Consider the following 23138-nt stretch of genomic DNA (forward strand, 5'->3'; position numbering starts at 1 on the left):
ATTCCATAATTGAATCCATTATAGCTCTCTCGCATATCCGATCATAAGTGCAAAGATTGGAAAATAGCGAAGAGCCGCCTAGTAGAGGCAGCTCTTCGTTCTTCCGGCGTTACTTATACTCTCGTAACGGTATAGCCCATCTCTTCCAGCAAGGCGACCAGTCCGTCTTCCCCTGCTAGATGCAGCGCGCCCACGACGACGAAGAACGTTGCCGCTTGTTTGCCGCTTAAATAGCCGTCGATCTGCTCCGCCATCAAAAGATTGCGGTTTTTCAGAAGCGCGTTGTAATATTCTTCGTCGGACTGCATGTCCTCGGCCATCTGGTTTAATTCCTCGACGTCGCCTTCCACCCACATGGCGGACAGATCTTCGACGCCTTCACTCTCATAGTAGAAGCCGTAGATGGCGCCCATCAGCATGGACTCTTGCAGCTCTTTGGAGAAGCCGTCGTACATCTTATATTGGGACTCAAACGACTCGAGCTCCAGAATCGGTTTTTCTTCCTCGATGGCCTGCTCCAGGAAATATTGGTCGATGCCAAGCTCCGGCTCGTATTCCGAATCCTCGCTCAGCCAGCTGTTCAGAATCATCGAAGCGAACCAAGGCTCGAACCGGTCAAGCGCATTCGTCTCGATCTCCAGATCGGTCAAGAGCTGGACGACGGCCTGGTATCCCTCGGAGGAAAGATGATTGCGCAGCGTCGTGCCGTCTTTGTAGGTCCCGAGATCCTCTAGAAGCTTGGTGACATCGACCGTATCCGATTCGACGTTCACTTCCACCGTCAGGAAGTCGGATTGCTCGTACGCTTCGGTAATCTCTTCACGGAGCGGATACATCGCTTCATTCGCCACGTGGATGGAGCCGAGCATGTAAACGACATTGCCGTCTTTCTCCACCTTGTACATGAAGCCGCGGCTTTCCTGTACCGTATCGATGATGACCGCGCGAAGCTCTTCGTCCCATTCGATTTCGTAGCCGGCTGCTTCCACGATGAAACGCAGAGGCACGTATGTAGATTTATTAACGATTTTTGGCGCGGCGGTAAGCTCGTGTGGAGTCGTGTTCACATAGGCCGTAAAACGATCGATCTCCAAGCTGATAATAACCTTGTCGCTTGTTGCCGTAACGATTCTCAGCTTCTCGTTCCAGTCGAGCTCGAAGTCCAGCTTCTCGAGCAGCATGCGAACGGGAACGTATGTGGTGCCTTTCTCGACGAACGGCTTCTGTTCGCCGAACTTCACCGGCTCCCCGTCGATCCAGATGGAGAGAGGCGCGGGCGCGGCGGTAGCGGCCGATGTTGCGGCGGCAAAACTGAAGAATAAGACCAAAGCTACAAATAATGCGGTAAATATCGTTTCATCAATGACTTCTCTCCTCTATTCATATAGGTCCTCAGATAGTAATCCTATCCAAGACATGTCCTATTCTATCAAATCTTTTCCAATTTTAATAGAGTGTGGGTAGAGGAATATGCAGAAAAAAAAGGAAGCCCTATGTCCCTGGTCATGGAACATAAGGCTTCCGTTTCGTTAGGCAGAGGTTACCCTTCCAGCCATACCGATTTCTCTTCGATCGACGCGCGTTTCTGTGTTGGCGGAGCCATATCCGGATATCCGAGATAGATCAGCGCCACGATTTCTTCCTGACCTTCCGTTAAGCCAAGCGCGCTGCGCATCAGCGGATTGAACATCAGCTCGCCCGAACGCCAGATCGCGCCCAGACCGTGAGCATGCGCGGCAAGCAGCAGGTTCTGAACGGCGGCCTGCGAGGCGGCCAGCTCTTCCGCATATACGGCGCGCGCGTCATCCGACTTCGAGTAGATCGCCGCGATGACAACGGGCGAACGGTACGCCTTCGCCCGCTCCTTCTGCAGCTTCTCCTCCAGCTCCTCGGATCCCATCTCCGGCCAGCCCGCCTTCGCTACGTTTGCGTAACCTTCGCCAAGTACCGACCTTCCTTCTCCTGTCATGACGATAAACCGCCAAGGCTGCGAATTGAAGTGATTGGGCGCCCAGCTTGCCGCTTCCAGCAGTTCTTCGATAATCGCGCGATCCACCGGATCGCTTTTTACTCTGCCGATGGAACGGCGCGTGCGGATGGCATCCAACACGTCCATCGTCGCCCGTTGCCCGGGATTGTTAGTTACCTGTGATTCCATGCTCATTTCATCATTCTCCTCTTATCCCATATGATTTAATGTTAGTTCTCGAACAGATGCGCGTACTCCCCGTATCCTTCTTCCGTAAGCTTATCCTTCGGCACGAACCGAAGTGAAGCCGAGTTGATGCAATACCGCAGACCTGTCGGCTGAGGTCCGTCATCGAATACATGCCCGAGATGGGAATCCCCTTCCTTGCTCCTCACTTCAACCCTGACCATAAAATGGCTCGTATCCGTATGCTCCGTAACAGACGCCTTCTGCAGCGGCTTCGTGAAGCTCGGCCAGCCGCAGCCCGCGTCGTATTTGTCCTTGGAGCTGAACAGCGGCTCTCCCGATACGATGTCGACATAGATACCGTCTTCGGCATGATCCCAATATTCGCCCGTGAACGGCCGCTCTGTCCCGTTTTGCTGGGTCACGTTGAATTGAATCGGCGTCAGCCTCTTCTTCAAATCCTCTTGATCTTTTTTCATCGACCAGTTGCGGGCGATAAAGGCGTCTCGGCCGGAACCCTTGCGGTACATTTTGTACCGGTACGGATTTTTGTTATGGTAGTCTTGATGGTAATCCTCCGCGGGATAGAAAACGCCCGCTTCTGTAATTTCCGTTACGATCGGCTTGTCGAAGCGGCCGCTCGCCTCAAGCTCGGCCTTCGATTGCTCCGCTTCCTTGCGCTGCTCTTCTGTGTAATAGAAGATACCGGTGCGATACGACTCCCCGCGGTCATGGAACTGGCCTCCCGCATCGGTCGGATCGATCTGCCGCCAGAAAATGTCCAGCAGCTTGCGGTAAGGGAATACTGCCGGATCGTAGGTGATGAGTACCGCCTCCGCATGGCCCGTCGTCTCGGAACAGACCTCCTCGTACGTCGGATTCGTTGTATGCCCGCCGGTATAGCCGGACACGACCGAAACGATGCCCGGCATTTCTTCGAACGGCGTGACCATGCACCAGAAGCAGCCTCCCGCGAAAGCCGCATTCTCGTACCGGTTTGATTGCTGTTGCTCCATCGCTGCCACCTCGCCTTTCTGTACGTGCTTCCCTCTATTATAAACCATTATTTATCCATGCGAAAATAAGGACAACCGCGCCGCCCTTTGTTACAATTAAATGACATCCGCGACCCTATCCGGCTTGCCTGCGTCAATTTATGGGGGCAACGGGCAAGGGAGCAAAAGCGATTTTTCAATGACGTTCATCCGCTGACGGCATAATCGATAGACTTGAGAGGTGAATGCAATGAATGATTTAAGTTTGGAAACAAACCTGGCAGGCCGGCAGGCACAGGCGACGCGCAAGCGCAGAAGCGCCGTGTCCCTCGTCGTATTCATCGGCGTATGGGCGGTGTTGATCGGCGGCGGCTTTTACATGGCGAAGTGGTATACCGATCGCATGCAGCAGGAGATTACGGCGGATATCGAGAGTCAGACCGCTGCCCAGCTGCAGGAGATGCAGAAGTCTTACGACGCCAAGCTCGGGCAATTGGAGGCAAGCTATTCGGCGGAGATGACGGAGCTGAAGGGCAAGATCGACGCGCTTAACGAGCTGCTGACCTTCACGAAGGACAACGCGGACACGAAGACCGACAATAGCAACAAGCTTTACACGCAGCTGAACGAAGTGAAGAAACAATTGGACGAATTGAAAAAAAGCTTGGATGTACTCAAATGACCATCACCGTCAAAACCTTAAACCGAACCGCACTTCTGGCCTTATCTCCGTTCGTAGGCATTCTGATCTGGCTGTTTGCCAGCCAAATGACCATTCAGCTCTCCAGTCCGGACGGCATCGGCTTGCAAGGCGGGCAAACCGCCAGGCCGGAGGGGATGATCGCGGAGTTGGCGGGCGGGCTGGACGCCGCTCGCGAGACGGCCGTACATACGGGACAATCGATCAAGAAGCAGCTGGACTTATACAACAAGACGAACGCGGAGATGGCCGCAATCTCGAAGCTTGCCGCCGCGCAGGCCGCGCGTCCTCTCGCCATCTACGACGGCAAGATTACGGCTCGGCTCGGCAAGCCATCCGCGACCATCAATACGGACAAGCTTCGGGCGCAGCTATTTTATTTGAGCCACGATGGCTTCAAAAGCTACGCGGTCAAAATTCTGCTGAAGTCCGCCGACTCTATGCGGATGGTTCTCGGCGGCTCCGAAGTCGGACAAGCGCAGACGACGCTGCAGGCCGTTAAGGAGCATAAGGCGGCCGTCGGCGTCAATGCAGGCGGCTTCGCGGACGGCGGGAGCAAACGTTATCCGCTTAGCACCACCATTCTTGACGGAAAGTACGTGACCGGCTTCGAGCCTTCCTATTCGGATCTGTTCTTCGTCGGCATGAACGGGAACAATGAATTGATCGGTGGCAAATTCGCGAGCAAGGACCAGCTGGATTCGAAGAAGCCGAAGTTCGGCGCTTCCTTCGTCCCCGTGCTTCTGCGCGGAGGAACCGCCCAGGCGATCCCGCTCAAGTGGCAGATCAGCCCTCGGCGGGCACCGCGTACCGTTATCGCCAACTACAAGGATGACCAGCTGCTGATCCTCGTCACGGACGGCTACAACGAGTCGGGCAGCTCCGGCGCCACGCTGGCGGAGCTGCAAAACTTGCTCAAGGGTTACGGCGCGGTGGACGCCTACAACCTCGACGGCGGCGGCTCGTCTTCGCTTGTTTTTGGCGGCAAGCTCATTAACAAACCGTCGGACGGATCCTTGCGCAAGCTGCCTACCCATTTTTTATTTTTCAAATAAGACGCCTAAAGTGAAACGGCGGTCGCGCTATCGGAATTTAAGCGCGACCGCCGTTCTTAGCATGTGGAAATCCTTCTCCGAAGCGAGCAGCAAGCTTTCGGCCTCTCGATGCGTAATAAGTTCGAACCTGACCTCCGCACCGGGCTTCAGCTGGGCGAACATCGGGATGTCGACCGAAGCGACATGCGCGATTCTCGGGTAACCGCCGGTCGTCTGGCGGTCGGCGAGCAGCACGATCGGGCTGCCGTTTGGCGGAAGCTGGATGGTACCCGCGGAGACCGCCTCCGACAGCAGCTCGCCTTCCTGCCGGATCGCCACCCGTTCGCCTTCCAGCCTGCAGCCCATCCGATCCGATTGATGGCCGATGCGGAAGCTGCCGCCGAATAGCATCCGCTTGCCTTCTTCGGTCAACCTTCCGTAATGCGCCCCGGGAAACGCCCGCACGACGGCGGTCTCCCTCTCCGCGATCGCGAAGTGCTCCGCGTGCCAGCCTCCGGGTGCGCGCCTTTCGAGCAAGGCTGCCGTCAATCGGCCGTTCAGCGAGCCGCTGGCGAATGGCTTAGCCTCCAGCTTATCGCCCGCCTGCAGCATTCGTCCCCTGTATCCGCCTAACCCGGCTCTTAGATAGGTGCTTCGGCTGCCCATGACGGGAGGAAGATCAATCCCGCCCGCTAAGGCGATGTAGCTTCGGAAGCCTGACCGGCAGCCGCGGAAAGCGAGGACCGCGCCTGCCCGCACGAGTACAGGCCGCCACATCGGCACAGGCTCGCCATCGACCTCCGGCATCAGATCGGCACCGCATACGGCGATAATCGCCTCCTTCTCCATACGAAGCTGCGCGCCCGTCCAGGTCAGCTCAAGCACGGCTTCCGCTTCCCCGTTGCCGACCAGCACGTTGGCCGCCCTCGCGGCGGATACGTCCATTGCGCCCCCTACGACAACCCCCTGCTTCTGGTAGCCGAATCTGCCCATATCCTGCACCGTTGCCTGCAGCCCCGGCTTTAGCACCGTGATCGTCATCTCGCACCTCCGCCGTCATGGTCTTCGTTCTCTTCCGCTCCGGTCGGCCAATCCTCGAACTGCTCGCGCGTGATCGGCACGAATTCGACGCGGTCGCCGCCTTCGAGCAAGCTCGGCCGGCTATGGCGCGGACGGAAGAGCGGCATCGGCGTTCGGCCGATGATTTGCCAGCCGCCCGGCGTGCCGATCGGATAAACGCCCGTTTGCCCTCCGGCGATCCCTACGCTTCCAGCGGGAATGATCGTTCGGGGCGCGGTCCTTCTCGGCGCGGCGATCGTTTCGGGCATGCCGCCAAGGTACGGAAATCCCGGCGCGAATCCGATCATATAGACGGTATACTTGCCGCCGCTGTGCAATGCGACGACCTCCTCCGTCGTAAGACCGGCATGCGCCGCGACCTCGCCGAGGTCCGGACCGTAGTCGCCGCCGTAACAGACGGGAATCCGCACGGTTCGAAGCGCACGGCCATCGGCGCTTCCGAACGGCATACCTATCAAAACTGCGCGGACGCGATTGCTCACCGTTTGGTACACCGTCTCATCCCTCGCCTCGTCCGGCCTTCGGTTCAAGCTGACCAAATACGGATTGTAATAAAGCGCGACCGAAGCGTAAGCCGGCACGCATTCGACGAAACCGGCCCATGTCGATTGCGCCTCCAGCCGCTCGGTCACGGCAGAGACCTTCGCCAAGGTCATCTCGTTCATGACGTCTCCGAGCGTAATGAGCAGCCCGCAATCGCCTAGCGGTTGAAGCTTGAATTCGTCCCTCGCGGACATAGACATTCCCCCGATGTCCATTCCGATCCCCTCCGTTTCCGATGTCTGATTGCCTAGTAGTATGAGTGTTGCTTCGCGAATGGCTGCGGATCTATCCATTGCGGAAGGCGTTAGCCGTTCCGGTCCGCCCTGCCGAGTTCGATGCCCTCTTCGCGAAGCGCCTCGCCCAGCGCCCTGACATGACTGAGCGCATCCGGCGAATCGCCGTGCACGCATACCGTATCCGCTTGCAATCGCAGCCATGTGCCTTGCCGCGTCTTCACTTCGCCTGCTCTGACGAGCCGCACAATCTGCGCCGACGCTTCGGCCGAGTCGGCCAGAACGGCTCCCGCCGCGTGCCGCGGCGTAAGCGACCCGTCCTCTTCGTACGAACGGTCGGCGAAGACTTCGTTCGCCGCCCGGAGTCCGAGCCGTTCGGCGGACCGGATTAACTCGCTGCCAGACAGCCCATATAACATCATATTCCCGTCTACTTTATATATGGCTTCCGCGATCGCATCCGCAAGCGCGGCGTCCCGCGCGGCCATATTGTACAGCGCGCCGTGCGGCTTCACATGCGATACCCGAACGCCTTCGGCCGCCGCGAACGCTTGCACGGCGCCGATCTGGTATACCGTCAGCTCGTACGCTTCGCGCGGGCTGATCGTCATCGCGCGCCGTCCAAAGCCCTGCAGATCCGGCAATCCCGGATGGGCGCCGATCGCGACGTCGTGCTCAAGCGCAAGCTTGACCGTGGCCGCAATCGTGCCGGGATCGCCCGCATGGAAGCCGCAGGCGATGTTAGCGGACGTAATATGCCGCATCAGTTCGGCGTCGTCCCCCATTCGGTATGCGCCGTAGCCTTCTCCCATATCGCAATTCAAATCGATTCGAAGTTTCCCAGTCGGAACCACCTGCACGCCCCCAGTCTTCTCTGATATCTTCTATTATAGCGCATGACCGGGGGCCTTCGCCGCAGAAAACATGGCACGATTATGGAATTGTCCAGGTAAAAAAGTTCCAATATGTGGTATGCTGGACGTGATAAGTCGATACAAGGAGTTTGCGGAGGTATTGCGGAATTTCTCGGCATTTCTTCATTCGGTATTAGATTAATTTTCATTTTAACCATACCCGTATCCTTTATTATTTATATTATATTGGCTAATAGCCTTGACGAAATTACCAGCATATAAATTCGGAGTACTGAAGTATGCAATTTTGGGGAAGGTGACGATGGCAAATATTAATGAGATAGCATTGCGTGCAGGAGTTTCCGTATCGACAGTATCAAGGGTACTAAATCACCACCCCTATGTATCTGAAACGAAGCGCGCAGCTGTACAGCGTGTGATTAATGAATTGGACTATACGCCAAATCGCTCAGCTGTTGATTTGATTCGTAAGGAAACAAGAAATATCGGTGTGATCATGCCGTACAACAACAATCAAGCCTTTGATCAACTCCTTCATGGTGTACTTAATCGATCGGTTGAGCTGGATTACACCACGGTGGTTCTGCCTACAAAGTACGATCCGGATAAAGAGCTCAGCTACTTCAACATGCTGAAAAATAAACAACTGGATGGAATCATCATTACCTCTCGTTCGAACACCTGGAGTACTATTATTCCGTATACGAAGTATGGGACGATCGTCGCATGCGAGTTTACGGATCATCCTGAGATTGGCTGTGCTTACATGGATCGATTTGCATCATTCGTAGACACTTTTCAACTGTTAAAGGATAAAGGGCATTCACGAGTTGCTTTTACGACGGCAAGAGGAGAAGAGAGCAATAGTACACAATTGACGATAAAAGCATATCAGCACATATTCGGTGAACTGCCGCCAGCATACTATATCAGGGATTGCTACAGCATTAATGACGGGGTAAGAGCGGCACAACAACTGCTTAATATAGATCATAGACCAACCGCAATTTATGCGAACGGCGATGAGGTTGCAGCAGGTATTTATCAGTACGCAGGAAGCATACAACTGGAGGTGCCAAAAGATCTGGCGATTATTGGCCAGGAGAATCAGCCTGTAGGAATTGGATTACACCTATCAACGGTTGATCATCAATTGGTTAAAGTTGGTGAAACAGCCTTTGATCTTGCAATTGGGAAGTCAAGGGATAAGGTAGAGGTTCCTTATCACATTATTGTGCGCCAATCGATCTAACTATTGACCTGAAATGGATTTCATACTTTAGCATACATTCAGGGAGCACATCTCTAATCATGCTGAAGGAGGATGTTAATCATGTATCATACCTATATCTTTGACATCGACGGCACATTAATTAATACAGAGCAAGCGGTGCTGGGTTCTTTGCAGAAGTTGCTGAAGAATAACTATAATCGGGAACTGACCCAGCAAGATCTATCGTTTGTGCTTGGGATTCCAGGAGCGGTCTCCTTGCGCCAACTCGGAATTGAAGACGTAAATCATGCAAATAAATGCTGGAATGATCTTATGAGGGATTACCAACATACAATTCATGTATACGAGGGTATTCATCAACTGCTTACTGATTTAAGGAAGCACTCGATTCGTACAGGAGTAGTGACGTCCAAGACGAAACAAGAGTTTCTAGATGATTTCGTCCCGTTTGGTCTCGATAATGATCTGCCTTATGCTGTATGCGCAGATGATACGAAGCTGCATAAGCCTCATCCAGAGCCTTTGCTTAAGTTTCTTGAAATATCAGGCGCACAGGCTGAAACATCCATATACATCGGCGACACCATCTATGACTATGAATGTGCCAGAGACGCTGGCGTTGACTTTGGATTAGCGCTATGGGGTTGCAAGCAACCTGATGCTATACCAGCCAAGTATAAGTTTAAGCACTCGAAAGATATTCTTTCCATATTAAATCTTCATTGAACGGCTTAATCACGTAGAACAGCTCCAGCTCCTCTACCGCCTCCTTCGTAGGCGCCAGCTCCAACAAAAAAAAGCAGCGCCGGCCCAGCGCTGCTTTTCCATATTCTTTTATTCCCCGCCCATGAACACGTACCGGCAGACGATCAGAACCGCCAGCAGCCACATGAGCCAATGTACGTTGTATTTGCCTTTGCCGGCGACGTTGGCTACGGAAGCCAGAACGACGTAGGATACGATGCCGAAGGAAATGCCGTTTGCGATGCTGTACGTGAAAGGCATCAAGGCAAGCGTCAGGAACGCCGGAATCGCGTACACCATGTCGGAGAAATCGATCTCCTTCACGGATTGCATCATCAGCACGCCGACGATGATCAGAGCCGCGGCCGTCGCGGAGCCCGGTACGAGCGCCACCAGCGGCGATAGGAAGATCGCAAGCAAGAAGCACACGCCTGTCGTAATCGCGGTCAGGCCGGAACGTCCGCCTTGCGCGATGCCCGCGGAGCTCTCTACGTAAGCCGTTACGGTGCTCGTGCCGAGCACGGCGCCGCCGCCTACGCCAATGGCGTCGACCAGCATCGCTTTGCCGACGCGTTTCTTGCCTTCTTCGGGGTTCTTCATGATGCCGGCACGGTTCGCCGTGCCGATGAGCGTGCCGAACGTATCGAACAGTTCGACGAACGTGAATGTCAGGATGATCGTAACGAGGCCGACTTCGAATACGCCCGCGAAGTCGAAGTGCCCTACGTTCATCGTGCCGAAATCAGGCACCCATGTTTTGCCGCTAAGAGCTGAGCTAGCGTCCACATGGCCCGTCAGCAGCGCGATGATCGTCGTGCCGAGAATACCGAACAGAATAGCGCCCGGTACGCGCATCACCATCAGAATCGCGATAAGCGCGATGGCGATGACAGTAAACACGACCGATTCGTTATGGAAGCTGCCAAGCTGAATGACGGTTTCCGGACCAAGGACCGGCGTGAACTTGCCTGCCTCGATATTGGAGAAGCTGGATACCGCGATCGTCATCAGACCGCTGTTCTTCAGGCCGATAATGGCGATGAACAAGCCGATGCCGACCGTGATCGCGTGCTTCAGGCTGTCGGGAACGGCCGTGATCAGCATTTGGCGGATTTGCGTTACCGTAAGAATGATGAAGATGATGCCGGAGATGAATACCGCGGTAAGTCCCATTGCCGGAGAGATCGGAGTATCCGACGCTTGGGATGCGATAATGACCGATGCGAAGTATGCGTTAAGACCCATGCCAGGCGCAAGCGCTACCGGGAAGTTGACGAACAAGCCCATCGCGATGGAGAAAATGCCGGCCGCCATAGCCGTAGCCAAAAATACGCCCGTCCAGTTCAAACCGGACGGCTCCAAAATCATCGGGTTGACGGCCAATATGTAAGCCATCGTCATGAAAGTCGTCAGACCGGCCATGATTTCAGTTCTGACATTTGTTCCCAGTTCCTTCAAACGAAAGAAACGTTCCATTTTGATAATACCCTCCCAAAAATGTGTTGGAACAAACAAAGAAGCCTAGAAAAAAATGCAATACGGCGCATTTCTCCTAGGCTCTGCAAAAAGGGAAAGAACCATGCGCCGAGGCCGCGGCACATGCATTCTTTCACTCTCTTCGTAGCCTGATCATTTACGGTGACCGAGTAGAGACTCTCAAGCCGATTCTTGAGATTATACGAAAAGTTCCTATGCGGTTGTTGTTTTCCGTTTTCAATTCTAATGAGAATTCATTCATTTTGTCAACCATTTTCACGAATGTTCGTGTCCGAAACCTATTCCAATATTCGTAAATGGAACGTTTTCATTATAATTCCAGCTAGCGGAAAACCCGCTGCGGCGATTACTCCAGGATGAAAGGCAGCAGGACGATGAGCAGGATGAGGATGGCGAAAATAACCCACACCCCCGGTCGCGCATGATTGATCGTCCACCCGATGCCGAACCGCTTCTCTACGAAATAGGATGGATCGTCCGGATTGTAATAAAACTGCCCGAGCTTCCAGTAACGGTCTTGATCTGCCGCCGATGCGTATTGTTTCGCCGTATTTTCCTTATCCAGCTTGATCCGGCTTCCGCCCTGTCCCGTCTTTACGGATAAGACGATGGAAGCTAGCGTCATGATCCCGACAACCGCGATCGTAGCGACAGCGGCCACGTTGCCGCTCCAGCCGTACAGCATGCCGACGGGTATTAAACCAAGCGTGGCCATGATCATGAAACCGAACGCAATGAGATAAGAGGACCAGATCTGGCGGAACTTCATGTTCCGGAGCAGCGAACCTTCCGGATCGCCCGGTTCCGCTACTTGTTTGCTTCTGCCGATGACGGCATTCGTGAAGACGAACACGACAAGCAGGAACGACTGGACGAAAGCGGGCCACAACACCGATCGGTAACTCTTCGCCACGGCGCGGGTCACTTCGCCGTCCAAGCCGTATTTCATCGGAATTTGGTCGGGAAGCCGGTCATAACCAATGACGCCGACGAGTACCGTCGCCAGAATGAGCAGGATATGGGGGATGAACCAATAATTCGGCTGCGTCAGCTTGCCCGAACGAAACCGGGTGCTGACGATAATACGCTGCGGAGCGTCCTTGAGCCAGCGTTCGCGTTCTTTGAGCGATTTGACGGCTTGATGCTGTTTATAATAGATCACGAAGGAGAGGATCATATAACCGACGACATGGGAGACGAGCAGTGCGCCCCATGTTTTCTCTCCGGAAATGTACAACGAACATATCAGCAGAGACAGAGTCAAAATCGTTCCCGCTCCTCCGTTCCACCATACGTATTTCCCTCTGAGCGACTCGATAACCGGGTGGTTTTGCGCTTCCTCCGGAATCGTGACGCCGAAGCTTTCGATTTTTCTCGTCAGCAGCGGAATGACCGTCGTCGTCAGGACGACTGGGACCATAATGACAAGCGATAGCAGCAACATCCAATTAATCGACATTCGAATTCTCCTCTCTTCTCATATCCTCGAATACGGAACGGCTTAACTCGTCAAATTGCTCCTTCGTAAGCCCCCGGCAGATCGCGTCCGCGATAAACGGCCTCAGTTGTTCAGCGAGCCGCTGCCTATACGGTTGATCCGCGGGTGGCATGGAATCGGGATTCACGACGACGCCTTGCTTCCGGTTAATTTGGACGTATCCTTCCTGCTTCAGGATTTGGTAAGCCTTGTTCACGGTATGGAGATTAATGCCCAGATCCGAAGCAAGCCCGCGTACCGAAGGGAGCGCATCGCCAGGCAGCAGCCGCTTGCGGGCGATGCCTTCCACGATGGCGTTAACGAGCTGCGTATAGATGGGAACCTCCGATTGCAAATCAATCTCCAACAGCATAATCCTTCACCACCTACATTGACTATTTGTTATATATCAACTATAACAGATAGATTTTATATGCGCAAGGGGCATGTGGATACGGCGTGCGCGATAGGTCGAAAAAGTCGTTTTGCGAGGCGGTTGAAACGCAAAAAACGTTCGGCCCGACCAAGGAATATTGTCCTCAGGCGAGCCGAACGTTTGGTTAAGCATTGGCGGTACGCGTGCGTGTTAAACGTTTTTGAAGAAGTTAGGCAAGTAAGTCCTGTTTGCTTCGAGCATTTCTTCAAGCAGCGCCTTCGCCACCGTTACGCTAGGTACGAGCGGATGATGCACGAGCGCTTGCAGCGCGATGCCGCGATCGCCGGTGATTGCCGCTTCGATCGTCAACGATTCGTAAGTTTTCACCGCGTGAAGCAGGCCGGTCACATGCTCAGGAATGGTCTGAAGCGGAATCGGTGTCGGTCCTTGCGCCGTCACCACGCAATTGACCTCGATGCTCGCATCTTCCGGCAGGAACGGAATGATGTTGCCGTTGCGGACGTTCAGCGTCTGAATGTCGCGTTTGTCCGTGTACAGAGAATGCATCAGATTAACGGCCGCTTCGGAATAATAGGCCCCTCCGCGCTGCTCCAGCTGCTTCGGCTTTTCCTTCAGGTTCACGTCCTTGTACAGCTCGAACAGCTCGGTTTCGACGCGGCTGACCACATCGGCGCGGGTGCCGTTTTTCTCCATCGACGCTTTCATGTCCGCAAGCATCTTGTCCGTCATGTAGAAGTAACGCAGGTAATACGTCGGAATCGCGCCAAGGGAGCTTAAGAAATCCGCGTCCCAATCGAGCGCCGTCACGTTGGAGGCTGTATATTCGCGGCCTTTGCCGATCAGCTCCGGCAGTTTGTCTTCGCCGTTCACGTATGCCGCCGTTACCCAGTGCAGATGGTTGATGCCCACGAATTCGGGCAGCACTTCGCGTTCCGTCACGCCGTATTCCTTGGCGAGGAACTTGTAGAAGTTGATCGGCGAATTGCAGAGGCCAACCGTCTTTACCTTCGTATGTTTCTGCACCGCCTCCGTCACGATGCCGGCTGGGTTAGTGAAGTTCAGCAGCCAAGCGTTCGGAGCGAGTTCTTCGATATCTTTGCAAATGTCCAAAATAACCGGAACGGTACGAAGCGCCTTGAACATGCCGCCCGGTCCCGTTGTCTCCTGCCCGATCACGCCGTGGCTGATCGGAATATGTTCGTCGCGGCGGCGCGCTTCGAGCAGTCCGACGCGCATCTGCGTCGTCACGAAGTCCGCTCCGGCGATTGCTTCGCGGCGATCCAGCGTCAGATGGACCTCGATCGGCAAACCGGATTGTTCGACCATCCGTTTCGCGAGCGCTCCGACGATGTCCAGCTTATGTTTGCCTTGTTCGATATCGACTAACCATAACTCGCGGATCGGCATTTCATCGTACCGTTTGATGAATCCTTCGACGATCTCCGGCGTATACGAGGAACCTCCGCCGATAACGGCGATTTTGAGCGGTTTCTTATTTTTCATAATGATAACCTCCTACAAAATAATTCGGCGCAATCTAGCGTCCGTCTCTTCGTCTATCGCCACGCCCGCGCTGTCCATCGCGCTCATGACCGCCCCGATCACGGGATCGATCGTCAGCTTCACGATGCTTGCGTTCGGCGCTGCCGCGCGCACGGCTTCCCGGATGGCGTCGACCATGTGAGGCGAGCTTCCTCGCATCATGACGCTTCCCGTCAGCACGACGTCGAACGTCTCATTCTGCATGCCTAATCTGCGGATAAGCGCGATTACCGCATTCGCGTGCTCGCGCCCCGTCTCCTCAAGGATGCGAATGGCTACCGCATCTCCTTCCGCCGCGGCTTCGAACATCAGCTTCGCCAGCTCGGCCGGCGGACGTTTGCCATTGTCGAGCGCGTCGTCGTACATCGCTTGCACTGAAGGGTATCCGAGCTTGCGCGGAACGGCCTCCATTAGCGACGACGGCTGCTCGCGACCCTCCCAAGAACGAATCGCCGTACGGAACGCATGAACGGCAAGATCCGTGCCGGAGCCTTGGCCATCTCCGAACAGATAGCCGAAGCCGCCGTACTGCAGTTCTTCGCCGTTCGCGTTGCGCGCGGCCGCGTTAAACCCCGTGCCGCTGATAATAACCGCGCCATGGGATTGATGCGTGCCTGCCCGCATGCCGATCATCGTGTCACAGGCGATCGCGTAACGCTCATACCCGAGCGAAGCGATCATCGGCCGCAATATTTCGTAATCCGGCTCCCTGTCCGCTCCCGCCAGACCGAAGTAAGCGAAGTCGACTTGCTCCTTCGTCGCTCCTGCATCCGCAAGCGCGGCGTTGCAAGCTTCCTCGATATGGTCGCGGGCAGCCTGGAACGCGGTCTGATGATTGCCGTTGCCGCTATGGCCGCGGCCGAGTACTTCACCTTTTTCGTTTACCAGTAAGGCATGCGTTTTCGTGCCCCCGGCATCTATGCCTAGAAATAGGATGTCTCCCACGCTCCTTGTCGATCTTGTTGAATGTTATACTCCCACTATAATGCAAGAAAACACCGTTCCTCTACGCAAAAGAAACGATGTTTTGATACTATCTTATTGTTTTTTCGGTCTATGCCCTCAGCTCGGACGGCAGCTTGCCGATATGGCCTTTGAATAGCCGGTTGAAGTTCGACAAGTTTCGGAAGCCGCATTCCGAGGCGATGTCGATCATTTTCATATCCGTCGTTTCGATCAGATCGACCGCGCGCGTCAGCCGCAGTTGAATCAGATAATCCATCGGCGAAGTGCCGACGATTTGCGCGAACAGCGCGCTGAACCGCGAAGGACTTAGATGGGCCAGCTCCGACAGCTCCTTCAGCGTCCACGGATGCGCGATCCGCTCCTCCATCCCGTGCAGCACGCGGCGGATCGTCTCCATGCCTCTGGCATGCCCCGCCCTCTCTCCCGTTTTTTTGGCAAAAAAACGATTGACGTACGCCAAAAATCGAACGAGCTGCGACCGGACCACCGCTTCGTAATGCGGCTCTTTGCGCTTGAATTCGCTTTTCATGTCTTCAAGCAGAACCGTCAATCGCGGCAGCTCCGGATTCGATCGATCGAGCACGTTGTCGAAGCGGGCGCCCGTCTCCCTGAAGGGAATGAGCAGCTCCGTGTCGTACCGCTGCTCGAGCGCGAGATATGCCGGATCGAACATGATGATGCCCATTACGAGCCCGTCGGTTTCGAACGCGCGATGCAGATCATTGGAGTTGATAAGGACGATATCTCCTTCGACTAGCTCGCGCTTGCTCCCGTTGATAAGAATATAACCGCTGCCGCTGATGATATAATTAATCTCCAGCGCGTCGTGCCAATGCAGCCGCTGGAAAGGCGGACTGACCCCCTCCGTCTGCGAGACGAGCAAGGGGAACTCTTGCGGCAGTTCGATTTGATCCCTGATGATCGGCGGGTTCGGCTTCATGGTACGTATCTCCTCGCAATGGTCGCTTTCGTTCTCTAAAGTATAGCAGAGCTTGACGTCGCGGAGAAGACGCGTTCGATAATAAGACCGGACGGGGAAACCCTGTCCGGTCTTCGTCGCTTTATTCCGCTGCTGCCTGCTCCAGGGATCTAGTCATGAGAGCTGCCGCGTGCGCACGGGTCGCAAGCTGTTTGGGTTTAACCGTGCCGTCTTCGTATCCGGTCAGGATGCCTAGTTGCGTTGCGGCGGTCACGTAAGGAACGGCCCAAGCGGAAATTTCGGACTCGTCCTCAAACGAAGCGCCGTCCATTTTTAACTCCAGCTTGAACGCCTTAACGATCATAACCGCCATCTGCTCTCGTGTAATGGAAACATCCGGTCTGAAGGTATGGTCCTCAAACCCTTCTACGATTCCGTTCGCAACTGCAATAGAAATCGCGTCTTCAGCCCAATGACCCTCGATATCTTTGAAGCCCGTCTGCGCAGCTGTCTCCTTTAACCCCATCGCTTTAACAAGAATGTTTATAAACTCCGCTCTTGTGATGTTTTGTGAAGGTCTGTAGGTTCCATCCTTATATCCGTTCACCGCTCCTAGCTGAACCAGATTCCGAATATCCTGCTCGGCCCAATGTCCCGCGATGTCCTTCAACAGGGTCTGCTGCTCTCCTCCATCTATGGTTTCGGCAATGATCGCGAATTTCGTAAAGTGATCCACCGTACCAGTAACCGTAAATTTGGACGGATCGACTTTAATGTTGTCCAGTTTGATCCATTCGTTGGTTGCTTCGTTCAACCAGGCGATAAACAGGTTAAACTTCTTCATATCTACTTGATCCGGGTTGAACTTGATGGTGATCGTAACTGGATCTTTGAAATGGCCAAGTTTATCTTTTATCATTTCGAATACTTCGCTGACCAGCTCCGCGCCTTGCGGTCTCCACTTGTCGTCGAGATCATCGCGGTCAATCGTTTCTACCGTAACGACAATATCGCTGTCGATCGCGTCTGCGGAGATTTCAAGAGTAACTCCATTTGCCTCAATTTTTCCGCCGGTTTTGTCGCTGACAGTCACCGAAGTCGGCTTTGGCGTTGTTGTCGGTGTAGGAGTAGGCGTCTCAGGATTGCCCGGATCTGGCGTCGGTGTGGTCGCCTGCGTCCACTTCGCGTATAACGTGAAATCGGAAGCCGGAACCGTGTCTGCAGCATAATTCCATGGCTCAGCGAACAATTCGTCTTTAAACCAGCCTGCGAACGTATAACCGTCTTTCGACGGCGCCGGCGGCTCGGCCAGCTTCGATCCGGCAGCCGCTCCGTAGACGGTGCGCACGTCGCTGCCTCCGTTGCTGTTGAATGTTACGGTTGTGCCTGTCTTGAAGACGGACATATCCCATTCATCATGCCAACTCACCGCTACTTTTCGGTTTGCGGTATCCAAATCGATCGGAAGCCATACATATCTGGAGTCCTTCAAATCGTTCGGGAACCAGCGATCCGCCATAAAAATAAACTTATTCGGCACGAGATCGCCATTGCCATCGCGATAGGGCAGCACAAACGTGCTTTGGCTGCGGAAGGTTGTTCCTTCCCAATCGCCCACCATCGGATCGCCATTGTCCCACCATGGGCCAAACATCCCGTTCGTCGAAACATGATATCTAGCCGGGTTCGGATTCCAGCCGGTCAAGCCGGATGTAATCATATAATAGACACCGTCTTGCTTGAAAATCGTTGGCGCTTCCCTCCAGCCTTTGAAAGCTCTCACATAGTGTTCGCCCTCCAAGGTTTGACCGTTTTCGTTCGTCGCTGGACCCGTATATTCATCATTCAGCATCATGATGACGGTCGTCGCGTTTTCTTCCGAAGCATAAACCAAATACGCTTTGTCATGCGTTGCCGGATTCTCGTCATCGTCGACATACAGCGTCATATCGCGCAGCATGCCCTCGTTGCCGTTCTCCGCGCCTTTATTCGGCAAGCGGAACGTACCCAAAAATCGGAATGGCCCGGTCGGCGAATCGCTGATCGCGACGCCGCCTTCCGCCGTCCAATAAGAACCCGCGATCGGCCCGTCCTGATGCCACCACATGACATATTTGCCCGTAGTCTCGTTGTAGACGACTTTCGGACGCTCCACCACTTTATCCCAGTTGAAATCTTTGTACATCGCCTGCTTCCGTTCGTTCGTATAGCCGTCGTACAACGCGTTCAGCTCCGCGATGCGCTCCGGCGAATTGTGTTTGCTAAGCGAGTTGACCGGCGATTTCATCGTCTTCGTATAGTCTGCGTCTTTGTTTGTAATCGTAATCGAACGATTGGGATCAAACGCCACCCCGCTGTTTTTGTACGTATCGGAATTTTCGTCCAGGTACAGCGGCAATTCTCCGTTTGGCAGAACATCCTCGCCAAGCTGAGGATTGTTGAATACCGGCAGCACAACCCCTTCGTTTTTCCAATTGTACAAGTCTTTCGACGAGTAGGCGTGAATCCCGGTTACCGGCACGTAACCCGAACCTACGTTATTTTCCGTCTTGTCTTCGCCGTACCAATAATAGGTTTTGTTCGCCTTATTGTAGAGAATGCCGCCGCCATGAGCCTGAATCGGCATACCTTCCGTATCCAGCCATACTTCCCCGCTCTTAATGGATTCGTTTTGGCCCAGATTGGCATATAGCTCATACTTATCGTCGAGAACGACCGTGTAATACGCAACGCTTTCTTCGGTCAGCATGGCGACATCGCCGATATCCGCGATTAGCTTGTCGACCGACGCGGTGACCAGCGGATTCAATCCAGTCTTGATCTCGTTGATCCGTTCGATCGCGGCGGTCACGCTGCTTGGATCGATGTTTGTTACTTCCTTCTGCTTCACGGACAGCTCTGCCGCCGCGAGCGTATTGGCGTCCCCTCCGGTGGTCATGGCCTGAATGGCGATATACCGGGCCGTTTTGGATTTGAACGTCGCCGTTTGTTGACCCGACTTGGATGTATCCCAGGCGCCCGTTCCCGCCAAAACAAAGTGCGCGTCCAAATAGTTTTGCGTGCCGTCGACGGTCGTACCCGCCAAATCTTCATTGCTCGTATAAATATTGTATCTCGCGATTCTTCCGTTCGCTTTGTCTTGTCTTGGCGTATACGTTAATAAGCCAACATCCGCTTTCGTTTCATTCAGATCCAAGATGATATAGTCGCCGGGAACATATTTTCTTCCATTTTCATCCCAGTTCGTCTCGTAAAAGGTCCCCGCATCGCCATCAAGAATATGGCTTGCCGGATTTCCCCAATACGCTTCCGGCGCGTAGAATAGGTCGACACCGGCGATGGGATTTCCGCCCGATACGATCGCATCCATCTCGGCGGCTAATTTGCCTGCCATTCTCGCGATCTCTTCCTCCGTGGCGCTCGAGCTGTCTCGCAGCGCTTCGGCTTCGTTTCGCAGCGATTGCAGCACGGTCAAATAAGAAGGATCTTTTTCAAATTCATTGATAAATGCAGTCGCATCCGCGATCGCGCCGTTAAGCAGGGTCTTGTCGACCGTGTAGCCGTCCCTAGTATAAATATTTATTTCGGCGGCCGAGCCGTATTGCTTGCCGGCGTCGCTTCTTGAAGCAAGCGCGGTAAACTTCACATATGAGGCACCTACAGCGTTAAAGGTCGCCGTTTTTTCCTTTTTATCCGCATCCCAGGTTCCTTCGGCGGCTTTCGTGAAAGTCGTTCCATCGGAGCTTACGGAAATTTCGTATTTCGTAACGATGCCATTAAAATCTACGTCTTGTCTTGGCGTATATTTCAGCTTATAGACCCCGTTGTATGATTGGCCGAGATGATATGTGATGGAATGCGGCAGCGCCGTATAACTTCCGTCATAAGCCGTATGCCATTTGGTGCTTGCGTTCCCATCCAGCGTTTTGTCCGGTCCTTCGCCGGGAGCTTCGCTGGTTGCCGTCGCGCTCATCTCGTTTTGAGGAATAGCCGTGTTCGTCGTATAGGTTGCTCCGTCAATGACGAACGTCGTAATCGACTTGGCGCCGACGGTTGCGTTTAACGTTTTGCCGGCGACCGGAATGCCGTTTTTCTGAACGACGTTTTCTATTGCGGACGAAACATATGGCGTTGCGACTCCGTTAACGGCATCAAATTGAGACAAGTTCAATGAGATCGATTGAGCGCTTGTTTCCGGGTTGCGATAGACAACATAGATTTTACCGTTCGCATCATCGTAGGCCGCGAGCGTATTGTCGTTGTCGTCACCGATAAATCGGGAGCCCTGCGGAATAAATTTGCTGAACTGCGCCATGGCGTAATATTTTTTCGTGAGGTACCATTCCTCCGGGTTATCGAAGTTGGCGTGAATAAGACCCCAGTTCATGTTTTCTTTTTGAGGCTGCATATTCACTTCGCTTTCGATGGCTTGCCAGATGACCCAAGCCTGAGGCTCCAGCCAAGTAATGTCCGTCATGATTCTTTCGGCGAGCGCGAGAGCGGGCTCGAAGTCGTCATGATTATGCGCGACGCCCGACGGGCCGAGATCCACTTCGGACATCCACAACGTCTTGCCCGCGGCTTTGGCTTGATCTCGCACCAAGTGGCGCTGCCATCCGCCGTACGTATGCGTGTTCATTTGACCGACGTTGGCTTTCGTCACTTCATCATACGAGTTCCAGTTCGTTACGAAGGTATCGATGACGGACTCGTCCATGGCGGAAATGCGGACATCCTGCAGCCCGCGTTCATTAAGCGCGCCGCGAGCGGCGTTAATCATTTTGGCTTGCGAAGCCGGATCCCAGTGGGAGCCTTCCTGGCCGCCGCCGAAGCCCCAGTAGTTCGTACTTGGTTCGTTCACGGGGGATAACGACCTGAACTGAATCCCTTCATCCTGGAAATGTTTCACGACTTCCGCAAGGTAGTTTGCAAAGTTGTTATACTGATCTTCTCTTAAATTATCTTTCCACGATTCCCGGTGTCCTGTCGTGCTTCCGCTCACCGTCATATAATACGGAGCGGAATTGGAGAACGCCTCTAGAATGTCGGCGCCTCTCTCGATGGCCGCCTCCAGCCACCAGCGCTGGTTGGCATCTTGACTCCAGTCGAAATCGCTTGGGGCTAGCGCCTCGGAATCTGCAGGATTTGGCGCGAAGCCCGGCATCCTTCCGCCTTGGCGCATCGTATCGTATTCGGGATTTTCGCCGCCGCCGATATTATATCGGACAATATTATAATTTAAACCTTCATCCGAATATAAAGCGTCCGCCAACGCCTCTCTGGCAGCATCTTCATATCCGCCCGTCACATTGCCGAACCACGCCAAAGAAGTGCCCCATCCTTCCCAGGCTTTATGCATGTACCCGGGATCAAGCTGGATAGAAGTCGCCGCAAGCGCTTTCTCGGTTGATATGCCGAAAAACATCGTCGACATCAAGCTTACTGCGAGAAAAGATGGTAATATCCTCTTTTTATGTCTGCCAATCATGTTAACAACCTCCTCTAAATTTGTTAGCCTTCAAGAGATCTGAGCCGCTTGCACTCTCCTTTCCCCTCTAAATATGTAAGCGCTTTATTATTCTGATTTTATCATGTGCATAGGCATTTTATTTAGGATAAAATCGGTGATTTATAGTCCAATTGTTACCATGTTGCAATTTACTTCCGAATGAAATTTGTAGTTTTTATTGAAAGTGGTATGATTTTTAGATTTTATAAGGAAAGCTAATCAAAACGATCTGATGGCAGTCTTTGCTGTTGAGATCGAGGTCTATGTCATTTACAATAGAATATGTGTTCACTTTTGTTACAGAAAGGATTATCGAAATGAAAGACAAACCACAATATCAAATCTTGTTGTACTATAAATTCGTTCCCGTACCCGATGCCGAGCAATTCGCCGCCGAGCATTTGGCCTACTGCAAGGAATTAAACGTGAAGGGCCGCATTCTGATCGCGGACGAAGGCATTAACGGCACCGTTTCCGGAACGGTCGAGCAGACCGAGCAATACATGCGCGATCTGCGCGCCAATCCGTTGTTCTTCGATATCGTGTTCAAGGTAGACGAAGCCGAAGGGCATGCGTTCCGCAAAATATTCGTCCGTTACAAAAAGGAGCTCGTCACTCTTCGTTACGACAAACCGCTTGATCCCAACACGCTCAGCGGGACACGCTTATCTCCGAAGGAGTTCCATGAATACTTGCAACGGGAGGACGTAATCGTGCTGGACGGCCGCAGCGATTACGAATACGATCTCGGGCATTTCCGTGGCGCGATCAGGCCCGACCTTGAGACGTTTAAGGAATTCCCGGAATGGCTGCGCGAGAATATGGCAGATTTTAAAGACAAACCGATTATCACTTATTGCACGGGCGGCATACGGTGCGAGAAGCTGACCGGCGTCATGCTGAGCGAAGGCTTCAAGGACGTTTATCAGCTGGAGGGCGGCATCGTCACTTACGGCAAGGACGAAGAAGTGCAAGGCAGACTGTTCGACGGCAAATGTTACGTGTTCGACGAGCGGATCTCCGTGAGAATCAATAACACGGACGAAGATATCGTCGTCGGCAAGTGTTACCACTGCGGCGTCACTGCCGATACGTATATCAACTGCGCGGATGACACCTGTCACCGACAGCATATTGTGTGCCCGGACTGCGAAACGTCGCAAAACGGATTTTGTTCCGCGGAGTGCGAGGATAACGTGAAGATCGGTTAATTCGATGAAGTGCCTAAAAATAAAAAT

19 protein-coding genes and 1 riboswitch are annotated in these 23138 nt (G+C 53.7%); of the genes, 6 read left to right on the top strand and 13 right to left on the bottom strand.

Annotated features, from left to right (window positions below):
• Window positions 1-113: 113 nt before the first annotated feature.
• The 3 genes from RB620_RS24270 to msrA form a co-directional block, all read right to left on the bottom strand.
• Complete coding sequence (locus RB620_RS24270; protein ID WP_308098908.1) at window positions 114-1328, bottom strand: TraB/GumN family protein; 1215 nt, start codon at window positions 1326-1328, stop codon at window positions 114-116.
• A gap of 212 nt (window positions 1329-1540) precedes the next feature.
• Window positions 1541-2164, bottom strand: coding sequence for a nitroreductase family protein (locus RB620_RS24275; protein WP_308098910.1), 624 nt, complete (start codon window positions 2162-2164; stop codon window positions 1541-1543).
• A 35-nt stretch (window positions 2165-2199) separates the two neighbouring features.
• On the bottom strand, window positions 2200-3171 hold the full coding sequence (gene msrA / locus RB620_RS24280; protein ID WP_308098912.1) for a peptide-methionine (S)-S-oxide reductase MsrA: 972 nt from the start codon (window positions 3169-3171) through the stop codon (window positions 2200-2202).
• A gap of 229 nt (window positions 3172-3400) precedes the next feature.
• Here msrA and RB620_RS24285 point away from each other — a divergent pair, with 229 nt between their 5' ends.
• Together RB620_RS24285 and RB620_RS24290 are read left to right on the top strand one after the other, a co-directional pair.
• A complete protein-coding gene (locus RB620_RS24285) occupies window positions 3401-3832 on the top strand; it encodes a hypothetical protein (protein WP_308098914.1) in 432 nt (143 codons plus the stop codon).
• The gene (locus RB620_RS24290) at window positions 3829-4905 is read left to right on the top strand and encodes a phosphodiester glycosidase family protein (protein ID WP_308098916.1); all 1077 of its coding nucleotides are present in this window, start codon (window positions 3829-3831) and stop codon (window positions 4903-4905) included. Before RB620_RS24285 ends, RB620_RS24290 begins: the two co-directional genes overlap by 4 nt.
• A gap of 27 nt (window positions 4906-4932) precedes the next feature.
• Here RB620_RS24290 and RB620_RS24295 read toward each other — a convergent pair whose 3' ends face one another.
• The 3 genes from RB620_RS24295 to RB620_RS24305 all read right to left on the bottom strand — a co-directional run bounded on the left by RB620_RS24295 (window position 4933) and on the right by RB620_RS24305 (window position 7594).
• Complete coding sequence (locus tag RB620_RS24295) at window positions 4933-5925, bottom strand: 5-oxoprolinase subunit C family protein (RefSeq protein ID WP_308098918.1); 993 nt, start codon at window positions 5923-5925, stop codon at window positions 4933-4935.
• Window positions 5922-6722: a 5-oxoprolinase subunit PxpB gene (gene pxpB / locus RB620_RS24300; RefSeq protein ID WP_308098920.1), complete on the bottom strand. Its 801-nt coding sequence runs from the start codon at window positions 6720-6722 to the stop codon at window positions 5922-5924. The genes RB620_RS24295 and pxpB overlap by 4 nt, the downstream gene beginning before the upstream one ends.
• Before the next feature lie 89 nt (window positions 6723-6811).
• Complete coding sequence (locus RB620_RS24305) at window positions 6812-7594, bottom strand: LamB/YcsF family protein (protein WP_308098922.1); 783 nt, start codon at window positions 7592-7594, stop codon at window positions 6812-6814.
• A gap of 111 nt (window positions 7595-7705) precedes the next feature.
• Here RB620_RS24305 and RB620_RS24310 point away from each other — a divergent pair, with 111 nt between their 5' ends.
• The 3 genes from RB620_RS24310 (at window position 7706) to RB620_RS24320 (ending at window position 9575) form a co-directional block, all read left to right on the top strand.
• Window positions 7706-7876: a PspC domain-containing protein gene (locus RB620_RS24310; protein WP_308098924.1), complete on the top strand. Its 171-nt coding sequence runs from the start codon at window positions 7706-7708 to the stop codon at window positions 7874-7876.
• Window positions 7877-7916: 40 nt separating this feature from the next.
• Window positions 7917-8867, top strand: a complete 951-nt coding sequence (locus RB620_RS24315) for a LacI family DNA-binding transcriptional regulator (protein ID WP_308098926.1) — start codon at window positions 7917-7919, stop codon at window positions 8865-8867.
• An 81-nt stretch (window positions 8868-8948) separates the two neighbouring features.
• On the top strand, window positions 8949-9575 hold the full coding sequence (locus tag RB620_RS24320; RefSeq protein ID WP_308098928.1) for an HAD family hydrolase: 627 nt from the start codon (window positions 8949-8951) through the stop codon (window positions 9573-9575).
• Window positions 9576-9683: 108 nt separating this feature from the next.
• Here the strand turns inward: RB620_RS24320 and RB620_RS24325 are convergent, their stop codons facing one another.
• From RB620_RS24325 to RB620_RS24355, 7 genes are all read right to left on the bottom strand, one after another.
• A complete protein-coding gene (locus RB620_RS24325) occupies window positions 9684-11069 on the bottom strand; it encodes an NCS2 family permease (RefSeq protein WP_308098930.1) in 1386 nt (461 codons plus the stop codon).
• A 125-nt stretch (window positions 11070-11194) separates the two neighbouring features.
• A riboswitch (purine riboswitch) is annotated at window positions 11195-11295 on the bottom strand.
• 141 nt (window positions 11296-11436) lie between these two features.
• Complete coding sequence (locus tag RB620_RS24330) at window positions 11437-12549, bottom strand: DUF1648 domain-containing protein (RefSeq protein ID WP_308098931.1); 1113 nt, start codon at window positions 12547-12549, stop codon at window positions 11437-11439.
• Window positions 12539-12940, bottom strand: a complete 402-nt coding sequence (locus RB620_RS24335; RefSeq protein ID WP_308098933.1) for a GntR family transcriptional regulator — start codon at window positions 12938-12940, stop codon at window positions 12539-12541. Before RB620_RS24335 ends, RB620_RS24330 begins: the two co-directional genes overlap by 11 nt.
• 213 nt (window positions 12941-13153) lie before the next feature.
• On the bottom strand, window positions 13154-14467 hold the full coding sequence (locus RB620_RS24340) for a 6-phospho-beta-glucosidase (RefSeq protein WP_308098936.1): 1314 nt from the start codon (window positions 14465-14467) through the stop codon (window positions 13154-13156).
• Window positions 14468-14479: 12 nt separating this feature from the next.
• Window positions 14480-15451 carry an N-acetylglucosamine kinase gene (locus RB620_RS24345; RefSeq protein ID WP_308098938.1) on the bottom strand — a complete coding sequence of 324 codons (972 nt, stop codon included), beginning with the start codon at window positions 15449-15451 and terminating at the stop codon, window positions 14480-14482.
• Window positions 15452-15560: 109 nt separating this feature from the next.
• On the bottom strand, window positions 15561-16412 hold the full coding sequence (locus RB620_RS24350) for an AraC family transcriptional regulator (RefSeq protein WP_308098940.1): 852 nt from the start codon (window positions 16410-16412) through the stop codon (window positions 15561-15563).
• A 121-nt stretch (window positions 16413-16533) separates the two neighbouring features.
• Entirely contained in the window at window positions 16534-21879 is a 5346-nt protein-coding gene (locus RB620_RS24355) for an S-layer homology domain-containing protein (protein WP_308098942.1), read from the bottom strand.
• A gap of 338 nt (window positions 21880-22217) precedes the next feature.
• Here RB620_RS24355 and trhO point away from each other — a divergent pair, with 338 nt between their 5' ends.
• The gene (gene trhO, locus RB620_RS24360) at window positions 22218-23111 is read left to right on the top strand and encodes an oxygen-dependent tRNA uridine(34) hydroxylase TrhO (RefSeq protein WP_308098944.1); all 894 of its coding nucleotides are present in this window, start codon (window positions 22218-22220) and stop codon (window positions 23109-23111) included.
• Window positions 23112-23138 lie beyond the last annotated feature (27 nt).

The sequence above is a fragment of the Paenibacillus sp. LHD-117 genome (assembly GCF_030929555.1).
Taxonomy (GTDB): Bacteria; Bacillota; Bacilli; order Paenibacillales; family Paenibacillaceae; genus Pristimantibacillus.

Excerpts from the sequence above, each read along its gene's own strand:
- msrA (WP_308098912.1), bottom strand. The coding sequence starts at position 3,171 with ATGGAGCAACAGCAATCAAACCGGTACGAGAATGCGGCTTTCGCGGGA.
- RB620_RS24315 (WP_308098926.1), top strand. The coding sequence starts at position 7,917 with ATGGCAAATATTAATGAGATAGCATTGCGTGCAGGAGTTTCCGTATCG.
- RB620_RS24295 (WP_308098918.1), bottom strand. The coding sequence starts at position 5,925 with ATGACGATCACGGTGCTAAAGCCGGGGCTGCAGGCAACGGTGCAGGAT.
- RB620_RS24325 (WP_308098930.1), bottom strand. The coding sequence starts at position 11,069 with ATGGAACGTTTCTTTCGTTTGAAGGAACTGGGAACAAATGTCAGAACT.
- RB620_RS24320 (WP_308098928.1), top strand. The coding sequence starts at position 8,949 with ATGTATCATACCTATATCTTTGACATCGACGGCACATTAATTAATACA.
- RB620_RS24350 (WP_308098940.1), bottom strand. The coding sequence starts at position 16,412 with ATGAAGCCGAACCCGCCGATCATCAGGGATCAAATCGAACTGCCGCAA.
- RB620_RS24355 (WP_308098942.1), bottom strand. The coding sequence starts at position 21,879 with ATGATTGGCAGACATAAAAAGAGGATATTACCATCTTTTCTCGCAGTA.
- RB620_RS24290 (WP_308098916.1), top strand. The coding sequence starts at position 3,829 with ATGACCATCACCGTCAAAACCTTAAACCGAACCGCACTTCTGGCCTTA.
- pxpB (WP_308098920.1), bottom strand. The coding sequence starts at position 6,722 with ATGGACATCGGGGGAATGTCTATGTCCGCGAGGGACGAATTCAAGCTT.
- RB620_RS24310 (WP_308098924.1), top strand. The coding sequence starts at position 7,706 with ATGTGGTATGCTGGACGTGATAAGTCGATACAAGGAGTTTGCGGAGGT.
- RB620_RS24340 (WP_308098936.1), bottom strand. The coding sequence starts at position 14,467 with ATGAAAAATAAGAAACCGCTCAAAATCGCCGTTATCGGCGGAGGTTCC.
- RB620_RS24285 (WP_308098914.1), top strand. The coding sequence starts at position 3,401 with ATGAATGATTTAAGTTTGGAAACAAACCTGGCAGGCCGGCAGGCACAG.
- RB620_RS24335 (WP_308098933.1), bottom strand. The coding sequence starts at position 12,940 with ATGCTGTTGGAGATTGATTTGCAATCGGAGGTTCCCATCTATACGCAG.
- trhO (WP_308098944.1), top strand. The coding sequence starts at position 22,218 with ATGAAAGACAAACCACAATATCAAATCTTGTTGTACTATAAATTCGTT.
- RB620_RS24330 (WP_308098931.1), bottom strand. The coding sequence starts at position 12,549 with ATGTCGATTAATTGGATGTTGCTGCTATCGCTTGTCATTATGGTCCCA.
- RB620_RS24275 (WP_308098910.1), bottom strand. The coding sequence starts at position 2,164 with ATGAGCATGGAATCACAGGTAACTAACAATCCCGGGCAACGGGCGACG.